General features: G+C 66.7%; 22 protein-coding genes. 9 read left to right on the top strand and 13 right to left on the bottom strand.

Annotated features, from left to right (window positions below; translation table 11 throughout):
* Positions 1-104 precede the first annotated feature (104 nt).
* A complete protein-coding gene (gene map / locus BACI71_RS02770; protein WP_159754750.1) occupies positions 105-929 on the bottom strand; it encodes a type I methionyl aminopeptidase in 825 nt (274 codons plus the stop codon).
* A gap of 50 nt (positions 930-979) precedes the next feature.
* On the opposite strand from map, the gene BACI71_RS02765 reads away from it, so the two are divergent.
* Complete coding sequence (locus tag BACI71_RS02765; RefSeq protein ID WP_159754748.1) at positions 980-1,738, top strand: competence/damage-inducible protein A; 759 nt, start codon at positions 980-982, stop codon at positions 1,736-1,738.
* A gap of 275 nt (positions 1,739-2,013) precedes the next feature.
* Here BACI71_RS02765 and ctrA read toward each other — a convergent pair whose 3' ends face one another.
* The 7 genes from ctrA to BACI71_RS02730 form a co-directional block, all read right to left on the bottom strand.
* On the bottom strand, positions 2,014-2,709 hold the full coding sequence (ctrA, locus tag BACI71_RS02760) for a response regulator transcription factor CtrA (RefSeq protein WP_159754746.1): 696 nt from the start codon (positions 2,707-2,709) through the stop codon (positions 2,014-2,016).
* Between the two features lie 99 nt (positions 2,710-2,808).
* On the bottom strand, positions 2,809-3,927 hold the full coding sequence (locus BACI71_RS02755) for an AI-2E family transporter (protein WP_159754743.1): 1,119 nt from the start codon (positions 3,925-3,927) through the stop codon (positions 2,809-2,811).
* Positions 3,928-4,005: 78 nt separating this feature from the next.
* Positions 4,006-5,466, bottom strand: a complete 1,461-nt coding sequence (locus tag BACI71_RS02750) for a hypothetical protein (protein ID WP_159754740.1) — start codon at positions 5,464-5,466, stop codon at positions 4,006-4,008.
* A gap of 242 nt (positions 5,467-5,708) precedes the next feature.
* The gene (gene lpdA / locus BACI71_RS02745; protein WP_159754737.1) at positions 5,709-7,103 is read right to left on the bottom strand and encodes a dihydrolipoyl dehydrogenase; all 1,395 of its coding nucleotides are present in this window, start codon (positions 7,101-7,103) and stop codon (positions 5,709-5,711) included.
* A 60-nt stretch (positions 7,104-7,163) separates the two neighbouring features.
* Complete coding sequence (locus BACI71_RS02740) at positions 7,164-7,550, bottom strand: acyl-CoA thioesterase (protein ID WP_159754734.1); 387 nt, start codon at positions 7,548-7,550, stop codon at positions 7,164-7,166.
* Positions 7,547-7,759 (bottom strand): hypothetical protein, encoded by a 213-nt coding sequence (locus BACI71_RS02735; protein WP_159754731.1) that lies wholly within the window; start codon positions 7,757-7,759, stop codon positions 7,547-7,549. Before BACI71_RS02735 ends, BACI71_RS02740 begins: the two co-directional genes overlap by 4 nt.
* 11 nt (positions 7,760-7,770) lie before the next feature.
* Positions 7,771-9,090 (bottom strand): pyruvate dehydrogenase complex dihydrolipoamide acetyltransferase, encoded by a 1,320-nt coding sequence (locus tag BACI71_RS02730; protein ID WP_159754728.1) that lies wholly within the window; start codon positions 9,088-9,090, stop codon positions 7,771-7,773.
* A gap of 137 nt (positions 9,091-9,227) precedes the next feature.
* On the opposite strand from BACI71_RS02730, the gene BACI71_RS02725 reads away from it, so the two are divergent.
* Together BACI71_RS02725 and BACI71_RS02720 are read left to right on the top strand one after the other, a co-directional pair.
* Positions 9,228-9,680 (top strand): universal stress protein, encoded by a 453-nt coding sequence (locus BACI71_RS02725; protein ID WP_159754725.1) that lies wholly within the window; start codon positions 9,228-9,230, stop codon positions 9,678-9,680.
* A gap of 45 nt (positions 9,681-9,725) precedes the next feature.
* On the top strand, positions 9,726-11,021 hold the full coding sequence (locus tag BACI71_RS02720) for a M20/M25/M40 family metallo-hydrolase (protein WP_159754722.1): 1,296 nt from the start codon (positions 9,726-9,728) through the stop codon (positions 11,019-11,021).
* Positions 11,022-11,060: 39 nt separating this feature from the next.
* Here the strand turns inward: BACI71_RS02720 and BACI71_RS02715 are convergent, their stop codons facing one another.
* Complete coding sequence (locus BACI71_RS02715) at positions 11,061-11,540, bottom strand: GAF domain-containing protein (protein ID WP_159754719.1); 480 nt, start codon at positions 11,538-11,540, stop codon at positions 11,061-11,063.
* A 284-nt stretch (positions 11,541-11,824) separates the two neighbouring features.
* Between BACI71_RS02715 and BACI71_RS02710 the strand changes: the two genes are divergently transcribed.
* The 3 genes from BACI71_RS02710 to BACI71_RS02700 all read left to right on the top strand — a co-directional run bounded on the left by BACI71_RS02710 (position 11,825) and on the right by BACI71_RS02700 (position 14,255).
* A complete protein-coding gene (locus tag BACI71_RS02710; protein ID WP_159754716.1) occupies positions 11,825-13,078 on the top strand; it encodes a DUF1996 domain-containing protein in 1,254 nt (417 codons plus the stop codon).
* Between the two features lie 73 nt (positions 13,079-13,151).
* The gene (gene arfB, locus BACI71_RS02705; RefSeq protein WP_159754713.1) at positions 13,152-13,574 is read left to right on the top strand and encodes an alternative ribosome rescue aminoacyl-tRNA hydrolase ArfB; all 423 of its coding nucleotides are present in this window, start codon (positions 13,152-13,154) and stop codon (positions 13,572-13,574) included.
* Between the two features lie 84 nt (positions 13,575-13,658).
* On the top strand, positions 13,659-14,255 hold the full coding sequence (locus tag BACI71_RS02700; protein WP_159754710.1) for a hypothetical protein: 597 nt from the start codon (positions 13,659-13,661) through the stop codon (positions 14,253-14,255).
* An 80-nt stretch (positions 14,256-14,335) separates the two neighbouring features.
* On the opposite strand, the gene BACI71_RS02695 is transcribed toward BACI71_RS02700, so the two are convergent.
* On the bottom strand, positions 14,336-14,989 hold the full coding sequence (locus tag BACI71_RS02695; RefSeq protein WP_159754707.1) for an RluA family pseudouridine synthase: 654 nt from the start codon (positions 14,987-14,989) through the stop codon (positions 14,336-14,338).
* On the opposite strand from BACI71_RS02695, the gene BACI71_RS02690 reads away from it, so the two are divergent.
* A complete protein-coding gene (locus tag BACI71_RS02690; RefSeq protein ID WP_159754704.1) occupies positions 14,975-15,814 on the top strand; it encodes a M15 family metallopeptidase in 840 nt (279 codons plus the stop codon). The genes BACI71_RS02695 and BACI71_RS02690 overlap by 15 nt on opposite strands.
* Before the next feature lie 217 nt (positions 15,815-16,031).
* Here the strand turns inward: BACI71_RS02690 and wrbA are convergent, their stop codons facing one another.
* Both wrbA and BACI71_RS02680 read right to left on the bottom strand, forming a co-directional pair.
* Positions 16,032-16,634: an NAD(P)H:quinone oxidoreductase gene (gene wrbA, locus BACI71_RS02685; RefSeq protein ID WP_159754701.1), complete on the bottom strand. Its 603-nt coding sequence runs from the start codon at positions 16,632-16,634 to the stop codon at positions 16,032-16,034.
* Between the two features lie 23 nt (positions 16,635-16,657).
* On the bottom strand, positions 16,658-17,401 hold the full coding sequence (locus tag BACI71_RS02680) for a pirin family protein (RefSeq protein WP_159754698.1): 744 nt from the start codon (positions 17,399-17,401) through the stop codon (positions 16,658-16,660).
* Between the two features lie 99 nt (positions 17,402-17,500).
* Here BACI71_RS02680 and BACI71_RS02675 point away from each other — a divergent pair, with 99 nt between their 5' ends.
* Positions 17,501-18,388: a LysR family transcriptional regulator gene (locus BACI71_RS02675; RefSeq protein ID WP_159754695.1), complete on the top strand. Its 888-nt coding sequence runs from the start codon at positions 17,501-17,503 to the stop codon at positions 18,386-18,388.
* Between the two features lie 43 nt (positions 18,389-18,431).
* Positions 18,432-18,776 (top strand): DUF3140 domain-containing protein, encoded by a 345-nt coding sequence (locus BACI71_RS02670; RefSeq protein WP_159754692.1) that lies wholly within the window; start codon positions 18,432-18,434, stop codon positions 18,774-18,776.
* On the opposite strand, the gene BACI71_RS02665 is transcribed toward BACI71_RS02670, so the two are convergent.
* The gene (locus tag BACI71_RS02665) at positions 18,745-19,905 is read right to left on the bottom strand and encodes a hypothetical protein (RefSeq protein WP_159754689.1); all 1,161 of its coding nucleotides are present in this window, start codon (positions 19,903-19,905) and stop codon (positions 18,745-18,747) included. The two genes, BACI71_RS02670 and BACI71_RS02665, sit on opposite strands and share 32 nt — an antisense overlap.
* Positions 19,906-19,992: the final 87 nt, after the last annotated feature.

The raw sequence follows: 19,992 nt of genomic DNA, 5'->3' as shown, positions 1-19,992 counted from the left end.
CGTCATCCCGGACTTGATCCGGGATCCCGCTTTCTACTTCCGTCGCGAAGAAGCGGGGCCGCGGATCACGTCCGGGACGACGAAAGGGGTTGGTCGCATCTCCTTCAATACGGCGGCTTGTCCAGCCCCGCGGGCGAGCCGGTAAAGATCTCGCAGCCGTCCGCGGTGATCCCGATCGAATGTTCGAACTGCGCCGACAGCGAGCGATCGCGCGTCACCGCGGTCCAGCCGTCGTCGAGCAGCTTTACGTCGGGGCGGCCGATATTGATCATCGGCTCGATCGTGAAGATCATCCCCGGGCGCAGCTCCGGTCCGGTACCCGGGCGGCCGACATGCACCACCTCCGGCGCGTCATGGAACAGCCGGCCGACACCGTGCCCGCAGAAATCGCGGACCACGCCGAAGCGATGCCCCTCGGCATGGCGCTGGATCGCGTGCGCGACATCGCCCATCGTGTTGCCCGGGCGCGCCTGCTCGATCCCGAGCATCAGGCATTCGTACGTCACCTCGACCAGCCGCTTCGCCTTCAGCGGCACGTCGCCGATCAGGTACATGCGGCTGGTGTCGCCATGCCAGCCATCGACGATCGGGGTGACGTCGACATTGACGATATCACCCGACTTCAGGGCCTTGTCCGACGGGATGCCGTGGCAGACGACGTGATTGATCGAGATGCAGCTGGAATGCGTATAGCCGCGATAGCCGAGCGTCGCGGGCACGCCGCCGCCGGCCTTCACGAAATCGTAGATCAGCTTGTCGATCTCGGCGGTGGTGACGCCCGGCACCATAAGCGGCACGAGCATGTCGAGCGTTTCGGCGGCGAGTCGCCCGGCCCTGTGCATCCCCGCAAAGGCTTCCGGCCCGTGCAGCTTGATCGCGCCGGTGCGCGCAAGCGGCGCATCGCTGGTGACGGTCACATAATCGGTCATGCGCGCGGATATAGCGTGGCGGGCGCGCGAATGCGAGCTAGGGAAGGGGCATGACGACTGAACGCATCTGGACCGCCGCGCTGGTGGTGATCGGCGACGAGATCCTGTCCGGCCGCACGCAGGACAAGAACATCGCGCAGCTCGCAACATGGCTCAACGTACAGGGCATCCGGCTGGTCGAGGTGCGGGTCGTCCCCGATCGCGAGGGTGCGATCGTCGAGGCGGTCAACACGCTGCGCGCGCGCAACGATTATCTGTTCACGACCGGCGGGATCGGCCCGACGCACGACGACATCACTGTCGATGCGATCGCCGCGGCGCTGGACGTCGCGGTCGTCGAACACCCTGACGCCATCAAGGTGCTCGAACGCCATTACGAGACCCGCGGCGGGTTGACCGCCGCGCGGCGGCGGATGGCGCGCGTGCCGGCCGGCGCAACGCTGATCGAGAACCGCGTTTCCGGCGCACCCGGTATCCGCGTCGGCAACATCTTCATTATGGCCGGAGTGCCGCACATCACCGCCGGGATGCTCGACTGGCTTACCGGCAAGCTCGAGGGCGGCCGTCCTGTGGTGAGCGCAGCGATCGGCTGCTGGGTCGCCGAAAGCGAGGTGGCCGAGCTGCTGCGTGCCAAAGAGAAGGCGCATGAGGGCGTGGCGATCGGCAGCTACCCGTTCTTCCGCGACGGGCACACCGGCGCCAATTTCGTCGTGCGCTCGCCCGATCAGGCGCTGGTCGATGCGTGTATCGCCGATCTGACAGCCGCGCTGGAGGCCGATGGGCGCGCGGTGACCGCCGGCGGGATCTAGGCGCGCTCGACCGTCGGGGCTTGATGGTGAGTCGTCTGGGTTTTTGATCTCGACCCCTGCGATCGTCGCCACGGAATCGATCCGGGTCCTCGCTTTCTTCCGGCGATGGCGGAAGGAAGCGGGATCCGGGATCACGTCCGCGATGGCGGAAAAATGCAGAAGGAACGCTGAGTGTCGATCGGTTATAGCCGATCGCGACCGGATGTAAGTCGTTCCACGCGTTGCGGCGCGCCGGAATCGCGCCGGCTAGATGTGCCCGAGGCGCGATCCTGGGATCACGCGACCTGCACGACCTCTTCCGGCTCGCGCAGCACATAGCCGCGGCCCCAGACGGTCTCGATGTAATTGTCGCCGTCGCATGCGAGGCTGAGCTTCTTGCGCAGCTTGCAGATGAAGACGTCGATGATCTTCAGCTCGGGCTCGTCCATCCCGCCATACAGGTGGTTGAGGAACATTTCCTTGGTCAGCGTCGTGCCCTTGCGGAGCGACAGCAGCTCCAGCATCGCATATTCCTTGCCGGTCAGGTGGACGCGCGCACCGTCGACCTCGACGGTCTTGGCATCGAGGTTCACCGACAGCTTGCCGGTCTTGATCACCGACTGCGAATGGCCCTTCGAGCGGCGGACGACGGCGTGGATGCGCGCGATCAGCTCTTCGCGGTGGAACGGCTTGGTGACGTAATCGTCGGCGCCGAAGCCGAAGCTGCGGACCTTCGAGTCCATTTCGTTGATGCCGCTGAGGATCAGCACCGGGGTCTGCACGCGTGCGACTCGCAGCTTCTTGAGCACGTCATAGCCGTGCATGTCCGGAAGGTTGAGGTCGAGCAGAATGATGTCGTAATCGTAGAGCTTGCCCAGATCGAGGCCTTCTTCACCCAGATCAGTATTGTAGACGTTGAAGCCCTCGGTCGACAGCATCAGCTCGATAGCCTTGGCGGTGGTCGGCTCGTCCTCGATCAGCAGCACGCGCATCGGCAATTCCCCGGTTGTCGGTGGCGAGATGCCGTCCCCGGCCACGCCTGTCTGGTTCGTTTACCAAACTGCCTCTGAAGCATAAAGGTTAACTGCCACTTAAATTGAGTGTTCCCTTTTTTCACTTTGCTTGTCGACAGTTGCTTCACGTGGCGTACCCATCGCCGTGAACAGCGTGCGCTCGCGCGAGCGGGGAATATCCTCACCCAGCATCTCGCGCAGATACAGGCTGCGTACCAGCGTGAAGGCTACCACCAGGATGCCGCCGGAGAAGAACAGCCCGAACAGGCCGAACACCGCGCCGGTCCCGATGATCGCGAACAGGCTCAGCGCCGGCGGGATCGCGACCACCCGGCTGGTCACGAACGGCGTCACGAAATTGGTCTGGATGATTCGCACCGCCGCGAACACGCCCAGCGCCCACAGCAACTGATCAGTCCCTGCAGTGGCGGCGAGTCCCAGCGCGGGCAGCATCGCCGCGACCGGCCCGACATAGGGGATGAACTCGCTAAGTCCGGTCAGCAGCCCCAGCATCGCCGGGGAGGGCACGCCGGCCGCCCACAGGCCGAGCCCTACCATCGTCCCCATTGCGGTCATCTGGATCAGCTGAGCGCGCAGCCACAGCAGCAGGGTCGACCCGATGTCGCCCAGCGCATCCTCCATTGCCGCGCGGCGCGACGGCGGCACCAGCAACAGCACGCCGCGCTCGTAGATCTTCGGATCGACCGCGAAGAAGATCGCACCGAACAACACCAGTACGGTGTTGAGCAGCAATTGCCCGGCACCGCGTACGATCTCGCCGATATCCTGTGCCACCCGACTGCCCGCAAAAGCGGCGCGTACCGCATCGACGACCTTCGCCCCGACCGGACTTTGCGACATATAGGCCTGAAACTGATCCAGCAGCCCCGGCAAGGCGACCACCAGCGTGTTGACCTGCGCGCGGAACTCGACTCCGAACAGCCAGAACAGCAGCGCAAGGAAGCCCAGCAACGTCAGGATCGCAGCGGTCATCGCGCGTTTCGTGCCCAGATGCGCGCGGCTTGCGTAGAGTTCGGCGATCGCATGGATCACGATCGCGATCAGCACCGATCCGAACGCGAGGATCAGCAGATGCCGGGCGAGATACAGCGCCGCGACCAGCGCCACGATGACCACAATCCAGAGCACGCGGCGGATGAAACGCGCATCCGCTTCGTCAGGCGCGAGCCGGTTCATGCAGGGAGGGCAGAACGTTTCACGAGCGGCACAACGCGCTCGCCTCGAAAAAGGCGCGCGCGTCCGTAAGATTTCGGTTCAGCGTGGCAGCAGCGCCACGGGCGGACGCCAATGCAGCAACCGGTCATAGTCCGGGGGTGGATCAGCAAACGTTATCCGCGCGAGCAGCGCCGGAGCCCCGACCACCAGTGCGATCCCGGTGACGAGGATTGTGGTGCGACGGGAGGGCAGCCGATCGACGAGCAACACCGCCGCCAGCGCTGTCGCGAGCATCGGCCACAGGTGGTAGCGCAGGTCGGTGGCGATCGAGATCGCCGCGAAACTCGCCTCCAGCGCCAGCGCGGAGCTCAGCAGACCGAGCGCGAGACGACGGACCACGCTTTCGGGGGTGCGATACGCCACGCCAAGCAGCAGCAACGCCGCGACAATCCACGCGAACGGCCACCCGAGCGGCGTACGGATCAGCACCCCGGCCCACCGCTGCCACCACGCCGCGGCACGACCCGGCGTGGCAATGCCCTCGTTGTTCGGTTCGCTGCCGGTCGGTGGCTCGGCGCCGGGAAGCCGCGCGGGAACCAGCCAGCGCCACGTCATGTTGAGATGCGCCAAGCGGTGCGCGAGATAGGCGACCGGATGTCGCAGCGCCTCGGTCGCGAGCTGGCGATATAGCGTTCCGGCCGAACGGTTATCGAGGGCCGTGATTGCGGCGGTGCAGGCGGGCGAGTCGCCGAGCGGGTCCCAGAAATAGGGCGTCACGCACCGTGCCGCGCGCAGGCGCACGCCGGTTGCCGGCGGAAGGTCGGCGATCGACACGCCGGCCGTGCGCGCGGCGATGCCGGCAAGGTCGTAGCGCGGCTGAGTGCTGGTAACGTCGGTGGCCGTGGCCCCGAGCAAGCGATGGTTGATCGGTGCGGAGAGCGCCAGCACGCCGCCGACGATCCCGAGCATCGCGCCGATCTGCGTCATTCGCTGGCGGAGCGGCAGCAAGGCCACGATCAACGGCGCGAGCGCGAACACCGCATTGGCGCGGACCAGCAGCGCATAGCCGAGCAGCACCCCAGCAACGGTCGCGACTGCGGGCGGGACCGACAGGTCGCGGAGGCGGTAGCGCGCGATCAGCCCCGTCGCGGCAAGCCCGGCACCAACCAATTGCGCGTCCTTGAGCACGACGCCTTGCCACCCGAGCAGCGGCGGAAGCAGCCCCACGGCGAGGATCGCCCAGCCGGCGCGGGGACGCCCGCGGACGGCGAGCGCGTCGGCGATCAGGGCGAGGCCCAGCCAGTAACCGGCGAGCTGCAGCGTCAGCAGCGGGCCGGTGCCGTGCCCCAGCGGCAGCAGCGCCTGCCACAGCCGCGCCATGACCGGCGGATGCCAGTCGTCGAACCGGCCCGCGACGGCCTGCTCATATTGGCGCAGCGTGTCGTATTCGGCATAGCCCGGCCAGAATAGCGCGAGCGACGCCACGAACAGGAGCGTGGCGACGATGTGGTGCGGGCGGGTGGGATACCTGATCGCTGCGGCGCGGTCAGAGAATGCCATCATCGGGCGGCCGACAGGATCCGTCATTGCGAGCGTAGCGAAGCAATCCAAAGGCGGATCACGACGCCCTGGATTGCTTCGCTACGCTCGCAATGACGAAGGATTGTTTGCAGCCGGGGCTCTCCAACCACCCTGTCGAGGAGTTGCGGTGCGTAGCTGAAGCGGCTTCTTCAGCGGCGCGCTTATCCGCAGAGTAAGCGCCGCTCCGGATCACGCCCGGGGCGACGCAAACCGTGTCGACGTCAGAAGTGGATCGCGCGGCCGTAGGCGCCGAGCACGCTCTCGTGCATCATCTCGCTGAGCGTCGGGTGCGCGAACACCGTCTCCATCAGCTCATGCTCGGTCGTCTCGAGCTGGCGCGCGACGACATAGCCCTGGATCAGCTCGGTCACTTCCGCGCCCACCATGTGCGCACCGAGCAGCTCGCCGGTCTTCGCGTCGAACACGGTCTTGATGAAGCCGTCCGCTTCGCCGAGCGCGATTGCCTTGCCGTTGCCGATGAACGGGAATTTGCCGACCTTGATCTCGCGGCCGGCTTGCTTGGCCTTCGCCTCGGTCAGCCCGACGCTGGCGACCTGCGGGCGGCTGTAGGTGCAGCCCGGGATGTTCCACGTCTCGAACGGATGCGGGTTGCCGCCCGCCAGCTTCTCGACGCAGACGATGCCCTCGTGGCTCGCCTTGTGCGCCAGCCACGGCGCGCCGGTGACGTCGCCGATCGCGTAGATGCCCTCGACGTTGGTGCGCCCGAAACCGTCGACCTTGATATGGCCGCGCTCGGTGGTGACGCCCAGCTTCTCGAGCCCGATCTCCTCGGTGTTCGGGACGATGCCGATCGCGACGATGACGTGGCTATAGTCTTCGGTCGTAGACGTGCCGTCCTTGCCCTTGATCGTCGCCTTCACGCCGTCCGCGCCGGTGTCGATCTTCTCGACGCCCGCGCCGGTGACGATCTTGATCCCGTCCTTGGTCAGGCGCTTCTCCATGAAGGCGCTGACTTCCTCGTCCTCGACGGGCAAGATGCGCGGGAGCATTTCGACGATCGTCACGTCTGCGCCCATGTCGTTGTAGAAGCTCGCGAACTCGACGCCGATCGCGCCTGAGCCGATCACCAGCAGCTTGGTCGGCATCACCTCCGGGACCATCGCGTGGCGATAGGTCCAGATGCGCTTGCCGTCGGCCTTGGCGAAGGGCAGGTCGCGGGCGCGCGCGCCGGTCGCGACGAGGATGTGCCTGGCTTCGAGATCGACGGTCCCGTTGCCCTGCTTAACGCTGAGCTTGCCCTTGGCCGTGATCGTGCCGAAGCCCTCGACCACGGTGATCTTGTTCTTCTTCATCAGGCCCTTGACGCCGGCATTCAGCTGGCCGGAGACCTTGCGGCTGCGGTCGACGATCTTCGTTAGATCGAAGCCGATATTCTCGGCCTTGAGCCCGTAATCGCCCGCATGCGTCATATAGTGGTAGATTTCCGACGTGCGCAGCAGCGCCTTGGTCGGGATGCAGCCCCAGTTGAGGCAGATCCCGCCGAGCCGCTCGCGCTCGACGATCGCGACCTTCAGGCCGAGCTGTGCGCCACGGATCGCGGCGACATAGCCGCCGGGGCCGGAGCCGAGAACGATAAGGTCGTAGGTGTCAGCCATGTAACCACTCCCGGGCCGCAGCCCCTGTTGTCACCACGGGCGCAGCGGCCCGAAAAACTCTCACGCCGCCGGCGGTACTTCGCGCGGGCGGCGGTCTTCGTCGATCGCGACGAAGGTGAAGCGCGCCTCGGTCACCTTGCGCGATTCCTCGCCGTGCCGGTCACGCGCCCAGCTTTCGACCTGGATCGCAATCGAGGTTCGCCCGACGCGCTCGATCCGCGCATAGACCGACACTTCGTCACCGACATGGACGGGCGCGTGGAACTGCATCCCGTCCATCGCGATCGTCACCGCGCGTCCGCGCGCGCGCCGCGCCGCGGTCAGCCCGGCGGCCGAGTCCATCAGGCTCATCAGCCAGCCGCCGAAGATGTCGCCATAGGCGTTGCAGTCGGCGGGCATTGCCGAGACGCGGATCGTCGGCGCTTGTTGCGGTTCGATCGCGCTCATGCAGCGGCTCCCTCGCGGCGGACTCGCCAGATATCGCGCGCGCCGAGCAGACCGACCGCGACCAGCGTCGCCGCGCCGACCAGCCAGATCGTGTCGGCGCCCTGCGGATAGCTCCACGCCGCGCCCTTGAAGACCAACGCGGTCACGCCGAGCGACAAGGCGCTCCACGCGATCTCGCGCTTGTCCGCGCTCAGCTCCATCTGCGCCACGGCGGGATGGCTCAGGCGAGCATCGCCAGCGGGTTCTCGACCAGTTCGCGGAACGCCTTCATCAGTTGCGCGCCGTCCGCACCGTCGATCGCGCGGTGATCGAAGCTGCCGGTCGCCGACATGATCGACGCAACGCCCAGCGAGCCGTCACCCAGCACCCACGGGCGCTTCTCGCCCGCGCCGACCGCGAGGATCATGCCCTGCGGCGGGTTGATGACCGCCTCGAACTGCTTGATCCCGAACATGCCCATGTTGCTGATCGACGCGGTGCCGCCGGTGAATTCCTCCGGCTTCAGCTTCTTGTCGCGCGCGCGCGTGGCAAGGTCCTTCATCCGGGTCGAGATGCTCGACAGCGAGGCGGTATCGGCTTCGGTGATGACCGGGGTGATGAGCCCGTCCGGGGTCGAGACCGCGACCGAGATATCGGCGCGCTGGAAGTTGACGAGCTGGTCCGGCGTGAACATCACGTTGCACTTCGGCACCTGGATCAGCGCGACCGCGAGCGCCTTGATGAGCAGATCGTTAACCGACAGCTTCACGCCGCGCGATTCGAGCCCGGCGTTGAGGTCGCCGCGCAGCTTGAGCAGCTTGTCGAGCTGCACGTCGACCGTGAGGTAGATGTGCGGAACCTGCTGCTTCGATTCGGTCAGGCGGCGCGCGATCGTCTTGCGCATGTTGGTGAGCTTGGTCAGCTCGTGCGGAATATCCGGCACCTGCGCCGGGGTCGGCGCTGGGGCGGGCGATGCCGCAGGCGCCGCGCTGCTCGCGGCGGCGGTCGGCGGGGACGCCTTGCCCGGCTGCGCGCCATCGACATCGGCCTTGACGATCCGGCCGTTCGGGCCGCTGCCCTTCACGCCCGACAGATCGACGCCCTTGTCGGCGGCGAGGCGGCGGGCGAGCGGGCTCGCCTTGACGCGGTCGCCGTCCTGGCGGGCAGGTGCGGGCTTCGGATCGGCGGGCTTGCCGTGATCGCGGACGTCTTCCTTCGCGGGCTGCGCTTCGGTGCCGGTCTTGTTCGGATCGGCGGGCGAGGGCTTCGGCTCGCTCTCCTTGGCGGCGGGGGCGGGGGTGCTCTCACCCTCTTCCTCGCCATCAGCGAGCAGCAGCGCGATGACCGTGCCGACCTTCACGCCGTCCGATCCTTCCGCGACCGCGATCTTCGAGATCACGCCCTCGTCGACCGCCTCGAACTCCATTGTCGCCTTGTCGGTTTCGATCTCGGCCATGATGTCGCCGGCCTTGACGGTATCGCCTTCCTTCACGAGCCATTTGGCCAGCGTGCCCTCCTCCATCGTCGGCGACAGGGCAGGCATCTTGATTTCGATCGGCATCGTGATCCTCGAGAGGCTCGTGGGACAGGCGCCCGTCTCTTGCGGACGCGCGCCGTATGGTCAAGCCCGCCGCCTTGTCCCATGTGCTTGGCGCAGCGCGCATCGACCGGTACACCGGGCGCAAAAAGGGGGCATGGATGCGCATCTATCTGACGGTGATCGACGACACGCCCGAGGCGCTGATCGCGTTGCGCTTCGCGGCACGGCGCGCGGTGAAGACGGGCGGCGGGGTCGAGATCCTCGCCTTGCTGCCGCCGCTGGAGTTCATTCCGTTCGGCGGCGTGCAGGCGACGATCGAGGACGAGCAGCAGCGCCACGCCGAGGGGCTGGTGGCGCGCGCGGCGGGCACGTTGCTGGAGGAATCGGGTGTGCGCCCGTCGATCACGGTGCGCAGCGGCGACGGACCGAAGGTGATCCGCGCGATGATCGCCGAGAACCCGCAGATCGCCGCGCTGGTGCTCGGTGCCGCCGCCGATGGCACGCCCGGTGCGCTGGTCACCCATTTCGCGGCCGATGTCGGCGCGCTGCCGGTGCCGCTGATGATCGTGCCGGGCGGATTGTCGGCGGAGGCGATCGACCGGCTGAGTTGAACGCAATCGCTTGAGCGAGGGCGATTTCCTCGCCACACCCGCGCCATGAACCATCGCTTCCTGCTCGCCGCCGCGCCGCTGCTTCTCGCCACCCCCGCCGCGGCGCGCGAGGCGCCGTCGCAGGCGCGGCAGCGCACGACCGTCGAGAAGCTGGTATCGTTCGGCACGCGCCACTCGCTGTCCTCGGCGACCGATCCGAAGCGCGGGATCGGCGCGGCGCGTAGCTGGGTGGCGGGCGAGTTCGCCGCACTGTCGCGTGCGTGCGGCGGGTGTATCGCGACCGAGCGGCTGTCACGACGCTTCGTCGGTCCGCGCGCACCCGACGGCGTGGTGATCGAGGACGTGCTCGGCGTCCAGAAGGGGAGCGACCCCGATCGCTACATCATCGTCGGCGCACATATCGACAGCCGCGTCACCGACGTGATGAACGTGACCAGCGACGCGCCGGGCGCGAACGACGATGCGAGCGGCGTCGCGCTGGTGCTGGAGGCGGCGCGCATCCTGTCGAAGGAGAAGTTCGCGGCGAACATCGTCTATGTCGCCTTCTCCGGCGAGGAGCAGGGATTGTGGGGCGCGACCCTGCTCGCCGAGACCGCAAAGGCGCGCGGGTGGCAGGTCGATGCGATGCTCAACAACGATATCGTCGGCAACACGGTCGGGCAGGGCGGGGTGACGATCGACGGCTATGTCCGCGTCTTCTCCGAAGGGATCCGTAGCAGCGAATCACTCACCGAGGCGGTCGAGCGCCGTGGCGTCGGCGGGGAGGACGACGGCCCGAGCCGCGCGCTCGCCAAGGCGATCGACGGGATCGCGGGGACGATCCCCGGCGGGTTCGGCGTGTTCGTCGACCGTCGCCCCGATCGCTTCGGACGGGGTGGCGATCACGAGCCGTTCCTGAAGCAAGGCTATCCGGCGGTGCGCTTCTCGGTCGCGGCGGAGAATTGGGATCGCCAGCATCAGGACGTGCGCACCGAGAACGGTCGCGTCTATGCCGATACGATCGAGGGAATGGACTTCCCCTATCTGGCGAAGGTCACCGCGATCAACGTCGCGACGATCGCGCGGCTCGCCGCCGCGCCCAACGCGCCGCCGGTGGCGTCGATCTCCGGCGCGCTGTCCTACGACACCAGGGTGACGTGGGCCGCGGTGCCGGGCGCGGCGCGCTACAGGATCTACTGGCGGCGTGCCGATGCGGCGGCATGGACGCAGTCTCGCGAGGCGACCGGCACCAGTCTCGACGTCGCGGGCGTGCCGGTCGACGACCATTTCTTCGGGGTCGCGGCCGTTGGCGCGAATGGCGCAGAGAGCCTCGTTACGTTCGCGGGCCGCGAGAAGAAGTAACGGTTCGTCATTGCGAGCTACGCTGGCAATGACGGCGAGCTACAGCCGATCGGCCAGCATCTCCATTAGCGCCTCGCACCCGCGCGCATCTTCCTCATCGAAGCGCGCCGGTGACGGACTGTCGAGATCGAGGACGCCGAGCAGCGTGCCGTCGCGGACGATCGGCACCACCAGCTCCGAGCGGCTCGCCGCGTCGCACGCGATATGCCCGGGGAAGGCATGGACGTCGGCGACCAATTGCGTTCGCCGCTCCGCCGCTGCCGTGCCGCATACGCCCTTGCCCAGCGGAATGCGGATGCACGCCGCCTTGCCCTGAAACGGGCCGAGCACCAGCTCATCCTCAACGAGGCGATAGAATCCCGACCAGTTCAGGTCCGGCAGATATTGCGCGATCAGCGCCGCGGCATTGGCCATGTTGGCGATACCATCACGTTCGCCCGCAGTGAGCGCGTCGAGCGCGCCCAGCAGCTCGCGATACAGCGCCGGCTTCGATTCGGCTGCAATATGAAAGTCGTACATGCGGGCGAGGTAGGCGCTGCGGAGGCGCTGCGCCAGAGGGAGCGCGTTGCGGGACGAAGCGAAATTAGGGTGCTGGTAAATGAAGTAAACAGGAAGTAACCAGCATCCTTGAAGCGGTCCCCTAAGTATTCGAACACTTAATGAAAATAAACCAATAGTGTTAGATTATGTTAGGGTTTTATCGCTAATCATGTCTCTACAGCGCGGCACCGGCCGTGCCGGTCGAAAAACAGCGTTTGACAGGAATCAAGGTTCCGCAAGCGCCAACAACGCCAGGGACTATGATGAAGAAAATCGTCATTTCGGGCGCCATGATCCTGGCGGCCTCTACTGCTTACGCTGCCGTCTCTCCGACGAGCCTGATCAAGACCATCACCAGCAAGGTGACCGTTATCGCCGCGCCTGCGATCGTGAAGATCAACGGTAAGACTCCGGTCACGCTGACCGTCGGCACGACGGGCAAGGCGATCGAGCCGGTGCCGGGTGCCGTGCAAACCGGCCTGTTGCCGGGGCAGGGCCAGCTCGACAAGATCGCCTCCAACTTCGACGTGAACAAGTTTCTGGTGCCGTCATGGGGCACCGGCGAGATCGCGCAGACCGGTCGCCCCGATGTTGTCGGCGCCTTCCGCTTCCTGTGCAGCGCCGGCGACGTGAAGCGCGACGATCCGATCGTGTTCCCGGGTCAGCCGGGCAAGAGCCACCTGCACCAGTTCTTCGGCAACACCGGCGCGAACGCTTATTCGACCTACGCCACCTTGCGCACCACGGGTGAGAGCACCTGCGGCAACATCCTGAACCGGTCCGCTTACTGGATCCCAGCGATGCTGGACGGCGTGGGCAAGGTGGTGCGCCCCGATTATGTCGTGATCTATTACAAGCGCCTGCCGGAAGACAGCCCGCAGTGCAAGACGATGGGCAAGGCCTGTGTCGCGTTGCCGCGCGGGATGCGCTACATCTTCGGCTACAACATGGCGACCGACAAGGCCGAACACTTCTACTTCAACTGCGACGGTCCCACCGCGACCTCGGGCGCCTATCCCGATCTGGTGACGGCGGCGAAGAACTGCCCGGCCGGCAATCGCATCGGTGCCGTGGTGGCGGGGCCGCAATGCTGGGACGGCAAAAACCTGAACAGTGCCGATCACCGCAGCCATGTCGGCTACCCGGACTTCAACGACCGCGGTCAGCTGTTGTGCCCGGCCAATCTGCCGTACGTCATTCCCACCTTCTCGCTGGGCGCATGGTACACGGTCGACGACAATCTGGACCGGTCGGGCGAGTGGAAGCCGGGCACGCAGACCTGGTCGCTGTCCTCCGACAACATGCCGGGCATGCCGGCGAAGCGTCCGGGCTCGACCTTCCATGCCGACTGGATGGGCGCGTGGGACGACGCCACGATGAAGGCCTGGATCGACAATTGCATCAACAAGCTGCTGACCTGCAACGGCGGCGATCTCGGCAACGGCAAGCAGCTGCGTGCCGATCCGAACTTCGACTGGACCGCGCATCCGCGGCTGGTCGACGTCCCGACCGCCTGATCCACGGCGGGGACGGACTCAGGGCCCGGTCGCACCAATGGTGCGGCCGGGCCTTCGCGTTTATGGGGCGAACATGGCCCGCGTCCCCGTCACCCGTTCGATCAGCATCGACACCGATCTGATCGAGGAAAGCTTCACCCGCTCCGGCGGGGCAGGGGGGCAGCATGTCAACACCACCGACTCGGCGGTGTTGCTCCGCTACGACGTGGCGCGCTCCGACCTGCCCGAGCGCGTGAAGCTGCGGCTGGCGGAGCTGGCGGGAACGCGAATGACGCGCGATGGCGTGCTGACGCTGCGCAGCGAGGGCTCGCGCTCGCAGCACGTCAACCGCGCGGAGGTGCGCGAGCGGCTGCTGGCGCTGGTGCGCGAGGCGACGGTCGTGCAGGCCAAACGCCGCGCCACCAAGCCGACGCGTGCGTCGCAGGTGCGGCGGGTGGATGCGAAGAAGGGGCGCTCGGCAGTCAAGTCGGGGCGGAAAAAGCCGGGGTTTGATTAGGGTGTGATGAAGTGGGTCAGAGGCGGTGTAACAGGATGCTCAGCGAGCATTGAGCGCGGTCTAGCTTTCAGTCATGCACCTTCGATGGCTTTAATCACGCAATCTTCTTGGCCAAAAGCACTACTGGCAAAATGGCGCTGGTGGGCGAGCGTTCCCGCCGTGCGGCTGTCTATGCTGCTTTTGCTGGCCGGTGTCTATTTTGGCTCGAGCCGAAGTTTCGGAGCGTTCCTGCTTTCGATACCCATGCTCGCAGGTTTGCTGCTCATAGCAGTGGCTGCTGCGATAAAGGCGTCGGTAAAACGAGTTGAGCGAACTCACCTACTTGCAGCGTGGTTGCTGATCGGCCTGACCCCTTTCGCTTACCTGCTGTCTTACGAGCCCGTTCAGCAACTTCGTTTCTTATTCTGGGCTGTGACGCACTACCGCCAAGTGGCGGAGGCATCAAAGGCGAGCAGTATTGTGGTGGGATGGGATAGCTGGGGTATGGCGGGGCAGGATACCTTTTCCTACCTCGCAGTTGATAGTGATGATCGTTTAGGGTCACAGGGGCGAGCCATTCAATGGACCAAAGAGGTTGGTCAATCCTGCGGATTATGGAAAACGCAGAGAGTGTGGCCACGGTTTTACATCGTCACAACTTATACCAATTGTCCTTACGACCGAATCGAGCCGGCAGAATGACTGCTGAATAAACGCTGGCCGTTAAGCTGTAGCTATAAGCACACATAGGGCGTTGGTGATGACCAGCATTTACGAACCCCTCAGACCGCTTCGAACCCCAACGCCGTGAACCGCTCCGGCCACGGCGCGTCGGCGATGATGTCCGCTTTCCCTGCGCGCGGCAGTGACAGCGCGATCGCGTGGAGCATCATGCCGCCGTCATGCCTGGTGCCGTAGACCGGATCGCCCGTGACCGGCACGCCCAGTCCCTCCAGCGCGTGAACGCGGATCTGGTGCGTGCGGCCGGTTGCCGGGCGGAACTCGACCAAGGCGCGGCCCTCATGCGTCGCGAGCACGCGCCAGTCGGTGCGCGCCGCCTTGCCGCGCGGGTCGCGCGTCATCCGCCAGCCTTCCTCGGCGGTTGACACTTTGCCGAGCGGCAGGTCGATCGTGCCGGCCTCGCCCTCGGGCACGCCGTCGAGGATCGCGACATAGCGTTTGCTGACCTCGCCGCGCTCGAACGCCTGCTGGAAGCGGGCGTGCGCCTTCGGGTTGCGCGACAGCAGCAGGCAGCCGCTGGTGTCGCGGTCGAGCCGGTGCACCGCGACCGGCCAGCGCCGGAACCCGAAGGTGAGCGACGACAGATGATTTTCTAGGCTTAGGCCCCCGGCGCGCGGCGGATCGACAGGCAGCCCGGCGGGCTTGTCGATCACCAGAGCCTCGCCATCGAGGAAAAGAACATGCTGACCCAACATGGCCCGGCTCTTGCCAGTTGGCGCGCGGCATGGCCAGAGGGCGCAGTGCGACTCCCGACGATCCTTGCCGCGCTGGCCACGCTCGCCGCCGCGCCCGTTCAGGCGCAATTGTGCGACGGCCGCCGCGTGCCGACCGCTGCCGATGGCCGCGTGCTCGGGCATTTGCCGTATGGCGATGCCGCGCCCGACGCGCTGGTTGCGGTGCCATCGGCGCTGTCGGTCAGTCCGTGCGTGCTGCGGCGCGAGGTGCTGCCCGACCTGCAGCGGCTGATCGAGGCGGCCGTGCGCGACCCGGTGGCGGGCGGGCAGGTGCTCGCGCTGTCGTGCCACCGCTCGATCACCTATCAGGAGGCGGTGTTCTGCCGCGAGGGCCAGATCGATGCCGCGCAGCGCGCGCTGTCGGTCGCGCCGCCGGGACATAGCGAGCACGCGACCGGCTTCGCGCTCGACTTCGCCTTCCGCCCGCGGCGCAACGACTGCCCCGATGCCGAGGCGTGCGTCGCGGCGACGCCGGCGTTCCGCTGGCTGATGAAGAACGCGCCGCACTACGGGTTCGAGATGTCGTTCCCGGCGGGTAACCGCCAACGCGTGAAATGGGAGCCGTGGCATTGGCGCTGGGTCGGGGTGCGCGCGACGGTGCCGGGCGCGGCGCGGGCGCGAGCGTTATTCGCCGCCGCGCGGGTGCGCTATCCGGCCGAACCGGCGGTGGCGCGCGATCCGGTGGTGATCGCGCAAGTCGCAGCGCCGCCTGTGTATATAGGTGCGATCGCGCCGCCGGAATGCCGCAAGGGCAAGTGCAGGGCGGCGCGCGCGAAGAAGCGGTAGTCGGCGTCCCGCAGATGTATTGACCAATTCCGCGTCCTCGCCCCGGCTTAACGAAGCGCGATCTGCATCATCAGCGTCCCGTAACTGGGCCCCGGCCTTCGCCGGGGTGACGCCTTAGCTTCAGAAGATCGCGCTCCGAAACCGTGACCCCGCTTCCTGTCGCGGTGGAGAAGAAGCGGGGTTCCGGATTTGACCAGAGACGACGATCGGGAGAGCCTTACGCTTTCAGCTTCGCCGCGGTCTCGGCGATGCGCTTGCCCTGATAGCGCGCGCCGTCCAGCTCGTCTGCCGAGGGCTGGCGGCTGCCGTCGCCACCCGCCAGCGTGCTCGCGCCGTACGGCGTGCCGCCCTTCACCTCGTCGACGCCCATCTGGCCCTGGAAGCCGTAATCGAGCCCGACGATCGTCATCCCGTGGTGGAGCAGGTTGGTGAGGATCGAGAACAGCGTCGCTTCCTGACCACCGTGCTGGCTGGCGGTCGAGGTGAACGCCCCGCCGACCTTGCCGACCAGCGCGCCCTTCATCCACAAGCCGCCGGTCGTGTCCCAGAACGCCGCCATCTGGCTCGGCATCCGACCGTAGCGGGTCGGCGCGCCGACGACGATCGCGTCATAGTTCGCCAGCGCGTCCGGGCCTTCGATCTCGGGATGCGCGGTGTCGGTCTTGAAGCCGGCCGCCTTGACGATCTCGGCGGGGGCGGTCTCGGCGACGCGACGGATGTCGACCTCCGCGCCGCCGCTGCGCGCGCCCTCGGCGATGGCATCGGCCATCTGCTCGATATGGCCGTAGGACGAGTAATAAAGCACGAGCACCTTGGTCATGGTCGTCAGCTCCTTTCAGAAAGTCAGTTGGCGTCGACGAGCACCAGTTCGGCCTCGTCGATCGCGGTGATGGTGATGGTGCGGCCGCCGGTGATCGCAACGCCGTCGCGCGCCGCGAAGCGCTCGCCGTCGATCTCGATCGCGCCGGTCGCGGGGACCAGATAGGCGTGGCGGCCTTCGCCGACCGCGTGGGTCAGCGTCTCGCCCGCCGCCAGCGTCGCTGCCAGCACGCGTGCCTCGGCGCGGATCGGCAGTGCTGCGCCCGGTCCGGTCACGTCCTCCTCGAACCCGCTGGCGAGCGTCACGAACTTGCCGGTACGGTCGCCCTTGGGGAAGGGCTTGGCGCCCCAGCTCGGCGCGCCGCCGCTGCGGGTCGGCTCGACCCAGATCTGGAACAAGGTCGTCGGCTCGCTCTCGAGATTATATTCGGCATGGCGCACGCCCGATCCGGCGCTCATCACCTGCACGTCGCCGGCCTCGGTGCGGCCGGTATTGCCCAGCGAATCCTGATGCGTGATCGCGCCTTTGCGGACATAGGTGATGATCTCCATGTCGCGATGCGGATGCGGGGGGAAGCCGCTGTTCGGTGCGATCGTGTCATCGTTCCAGACGCGGATCGCGCCCCAGCTCTCCCGTGCCGGATCGTAGTAACTCGCGAAGGAGAAATGGTGGCGCGCGTCGAGCCAGCCGTGGTTGGCGTGGCCCAGCGTCTCGAAGGCGCGGCGCTCGATGCCGGTGGTGCGGGTCAGGGTGGCGGTGTCGGTCATGATGAACCTCCGTTTTGTTGCCACCAAGCTAGGGAGCCCACGTGCTCGTCAAAACAGAAACGATTGAAACGGATCGTTTCCGAGGGTACGTTGCCCGGCATGAGGCTCCCCGATTTCGAGGCCTGGGCGATCTTCGCCGCGGTGGCCGAGCACCGGTCGTTCAGCGGCGCGGCGGATGCGATCGGGTTGAGCAAGGCGACGGTGTCTAAGGCGGTGTCGCGGCTGGAAGCGCATCTGGGAGTGTCGCTGTTCCATCGCACCTCAAGGCGACTGGCGCTGACCGAGGCGGGCGGGCCGCTCGCCGACCATGCCGCGCGGATCGTCGCCGAGGCGCAGGCCGCCGAGGAAGCCGCGCGGATTGGCGCGAGCGTGCCGAGCGGGCGGGTGCGGCTGGCTGCGCCGATGACCTTCGGGGTGAAGAATGTCGCGCCATTGCTCGCCGACTTTCTCAGCGAGCATCCGCAGATCGAGATCGACCTGCATCTCTCGGATGCGCGGGTCGACATCGTTGCAGAGGGGTTCGATGTCGCGCTGCGGATTGCCGACCTGCCCGACAGTTCGTTGCGCGCGCGGCGGCTCTGCACGATTGCGGCGCACCTGGTTGCGGCGCCGTCATATCTGGCGGTGCATGGAACGCCGACACACGCCGCGCAACTTGGGGAGCATCGGCTGCTCGGCTATAGCAATATCCCCGGACCGTGGCGTTTCCGAGGTCCCGAGGGAGCCGAGGTTTCGGTGCGCGGGGCCGGGCCTTTGGCGGCGAACAGCGGCGAAGCCTTGATCCCGGCAGTCGAAGCAGGGCTCGGCATCACGCGCCTGCCGAGCTTCATCATTGGTGAGGCGCTGGCGGCGGGACGGGTGGTCGAAATCCTGCGCGACTGGGCACCCGCGCCGATCGGGCTGCACTTGCTGACTCCGCCCAGCGCGTTGCGTCCGGCGCGCGTTGATGCACTGATCGCCTTCCTGACCGCGCGCCTGCGCGATTGAACCGTTCGCATCGCTGGCGCTTTTTCCGTCCGAGGAGAAGCAAATGGCTGACGATCACGACGAGATTGCGAAGGACTTCGCCGAGGCGGTCAACATGGCGCCCGCCGAGCTGGAAAAGTTCCTCGGCAGCGACGACAGCAAGCGCGTCGGCTGGAAGGGCGATGACGGCAAGGGGGCGGGCGAGAGCGTCGGCCACGAATCGGGCCGGCGGATCGTCGCGATCAAGCGCAAGAAGAAGGCCGATCTTACCGACGACGATTATGCGCATATGAAGAAGGTCGTCGGATACGTTCACCGCCATCTCGCGCAGGGCGGCCCGGCGAAGGACAAGGATCAGTCCGACTGGCGCTACTCGCTCATGAACTGGGGGCACGATCCGCTGAAGTGAGGCGCTCGCGGAACTCGCGCAGCACCAGCACCAGTGCCGCGCTCATGAAGAACGCGCCGACGAACGCGCCGCCGGTCAGGCCGATCAGGAAGGTGAGATACGACAGCAGCGAGCCGGTCTGCACCAGCAGCGCGATTCGGACGGGCCGCCTGGTCGGACGGACAAACGCGTAAGCGAACGCCAGCAGGTCGGCCGTAAAGAAATAGCGGTTGTGCATCTTGGGCAGCAGATACGGCACCAGCACCGCGCCGGTCAGCGCGAGCAGCAGCACATCGACCGGCGCATCAAGGCGACCGCGCGCGCGCCAAGCGGTCCAGGCGGTTGCGATCGCAGCGGCGAGCAGGCCGACAATCACCCCGGCCTCATAGGGGATCGTCACCAGCGCGCGCAGGATCTGCCAGATGTTCGGCACCGAGCGTGCGAGATCGTGATACGAATGCCCTTGCGCCAGATAAATGGTCGCCAGGTCGTGGGCAGGGCGCCCGGCGAGCCACGCCGGCATCATCGCCACGGCATAGACCAACGGCGGGAGCAGGACCGTCCAGAGCGGCGCCCGTCGCGACAGGAGCATCGCCAGCACCAACGGCGCAATGAACACGCCTTGCAGCTTGAAGGCGACCGCCAGCCCGACCGCCGCCATCGCCGCGACCGCGTGGCCGCGCATGAAGCCGGCGACCGCCAGCAGCACACACCCGCCATAGAGCGCATCGCATTGGCCCCATACCGGGCCGTTGGCGATCATGGTTGGCAGCAGCAGCGTCAGCAGCGCGCCATTGCTCGCGGCCCGTGCCGGTAAGCAGGGCGCGAGAACGGCACGCACCGCACAAGCGGTGAAAATCGTCCCAAGGATCGACAGCAGCTTGATGACGCCGACCGGGCCGAGCACGGCGTTGGCACTCGAGGTCAGCGCCAGCAGGTAGAGGTAGGGCGGGGTGTAATCGGCGAAGCTGTCCGCCAGCGCGGCGAAGCGGCCGTGCTCGACCAGGTACCGGGTCCACGGTATCAGGTGCATGCGCATGTCGCCGCTGATGAACGGCACGCTCAGCAGGTAGAGCGAGGCGGCGGCCCCGAGCAGCAGATAGCGGTCGCGGTCGCGCAACGTGCGCGCCCGTGCCAGAGCGTCGATCATCCCGGTTCCTGCTGATCCAAGTGAAGGCGTCGCGTCTAGCCGCTGCGCAGGCCACGGCAAGTCGCTTGCTGTCCGTTGTGGCGATTG

It is taken from the genome of Sphingomonas sp. 8AM (assembly GCF_902506455.1).
Lineage (GTDB): Bacteria > Pseudomonadota > Alphaproteobacteria > Sphingomonadales > Sphingomonadaceae > Sphingomonas.
Note: the sequence above shows the minus strand (reverse complement) of the source record. Positions and strands in the feature narration are given on the sequence as shown.